Source organism: Asticcacaulis sp. W401b (genome assembly GCF_046503825.1).
Lineage (GTDB): Bacteria > Pseudomonadota > Alphaproteobacteria > Caulobacterales > Caulobacteraceae > Asticcacaulis.
In genome coordinates this window covers 1-1933 of the sequence record NZ_JBKFEE010000045.1, presented here as the reverse complement: position 1 = coordinate 1933, position 1933 = coordinate 1, and the positions used below count along the sequence as shown (strand labels likewise).

2 protein-coding genes are annotated in these 1933 nt (G+C 59.2%); both read left to right on the top strand.

The features are described from left to right. The coding region (locus ACK8OE_RS20755; protein ID WP_410274214.1) for an ISNCY family transposase at positions 1-1126 on the top strand (1126 nt) is incomplete at its 5' end. A 42-nt stretch (positions 1127-1168) separates the two neighbouring features. Continuing rightward, positions 1169-1684 (top strand): hypothetical protein, encoded by a 516-nt coding sequence (locus tag ACK8OE_RS20750; protein ID WP_410274213.1) that lies wholly within the window; start codon positions 1169-1171, stop codon positions 1682-1684. Positions 1685-1933 lie beyond the last annotated feature (249 nt).

The following is a 1933-nucleotide window of genomic DNA, read 5'->3' as shown; positions in this document are numbered from 1 at the left end:
CAAGAAGCGCGGCCGACCGAGCAACCGACAGATGCCGGAGAGCCTCAAGCTTCAGGCGCTGGAGCTGATCAAGGCGCGCTACGCGGACTTTGGGCCCACCTTGGCGGCTGAGAAGTTACGTGAGGTCCACGGCATCACGATTGGACGCGAGACGTTGCGGCTCTGGATGCTCGACGCCGGCCTCTGGGCGGACAGGCAGAAGCGCCGCGGACGGGTCTACCAGCCTCGTTACAGGCGTGAGTGCGTCGGCGAGCTGGTCCAGGTCGATGGTTCGGAGCACTGGTGGTTCGAGGATCGTGGCCCACAATGCACCCTGCTCGTCTTCATCGACGACGCCACCAGCCGACTGATGCACCTGCAGTTCGTCCAGTCGGAGTCGACCTTCGCCTATTTCAACGCCACGCAGCGGTATCTGGAACAGCACGGCAAGCCGATAGCCTTCTACACTGACAAGCATGCGGTCTTCCGCGTGAACAAGGCTGCTGGGCTTCATGGTGACGGCATGACTCAGTTCGGCCGCGCGCTGAAGGCGCTGACGATCGAGATCATCTGCGCCAACTCCAGCCAGGCCAAGGGTCGCGTCGAACGCGCCAACAAGACCCTGCAGGACCGGCTGGTGAAGGAGCTTCGGCTTGCCGGCATCAGCACCTTGGAGGCTGGTAACGCCTTCCTGCCGACCTTCATGGCCGACTACAACAAGCGCTTCGCCAAGGCACCCTTCAACGACAAGGATCTCCACCGGCCCATGACGCCCAGGGATCGGCTCGACGAGGCCTTCACCTGGCGGGCCGAACGAACGCTGTCGCAGTCGCTGACGTTACAATACGACAATATCCTCTTCATGATCGAACCGTCCGAGTTTGCTCAAGCAGCGATCGGCCAGCGGGTCGAGGTCGTGGACTTCCCGGACGGGCGATTGGAGGTCCGCTACAAGGGCCGCAGCATGCCCTACCGCACCTTCGACAAGTTACGGCGCGTCACCGAGACGGCAGTCCTCGAGAACAAGCGGCTGGGCGGCCTCCTCAGCCTAATCCGTCAGAACCAGCAATCGGAGCCGCCGGGCAAGCGCACCAGCAAAGGCCCGAAGCGGCGCGATCAGACCAAGCACATGTTCAGCGTGGGATAACCGGCATGGACAGGCTTAGCGTGATCGTGGCATGTTCCAAGCATGCCTGCACATGTGATCAACACGGAAAACTATACGGATGCACTGGATGCCATACGCGACATTCTGCTTCTCTATGTTGATATGGCAGAGTCATATTCGGGCTTCGGCCACGCATCAGACGTGAACGTTACCTTTGATCCGCTGAAGTACGTCGATGCGGAACTCGACACTCCGTCGGGGTACGCGCCCCTTATCGATTTGGATTTCCTGAGAAACGGATCCGCAGTTCTGATCTTGTGCAGACTTTACGATGAATGGTGCGAGCATGACGAGGTGCGCGGCTTGCTGTACAAGGACGCTATTGAAGGCGGACGGCTCCGCTTCACGCCGGACGTAGAAGCGGTGACTAAGGAAGCTCTTCGTCGAGGACATATACCTTTGGAAGATCCCTGGTTTGACGAAGCTGTAGAGCCGATATACCAGCGCTACGTCGTGAACTATTTCGAACGGCTTTCCCGTATGCATCGCCGTGCGGGCGGAGATGGCTTTCTCGCGAGAAAACCAACCGGCGCTTAGTATTCTGCCTGCATTGCCCCCGGCTCAGTACTAAGAAAACAAACAAAGCTGAACGGTTGGTGCATCGGTCGTCGGGCGGTCGCTGCGCTAGCTTGAAAAGCTGCGCGCCCGCCCGCCGCCCTACTCCACCGACAGTGCCAGTGCCAGTGACATTTCTAACTGGCACAAACCGCGACATTTCTATTCGGCCTAGACAAAAATGCGCACTGATTTTGTTATGGGAAATCGCGCCCTTGTGGTAAGGTAGGC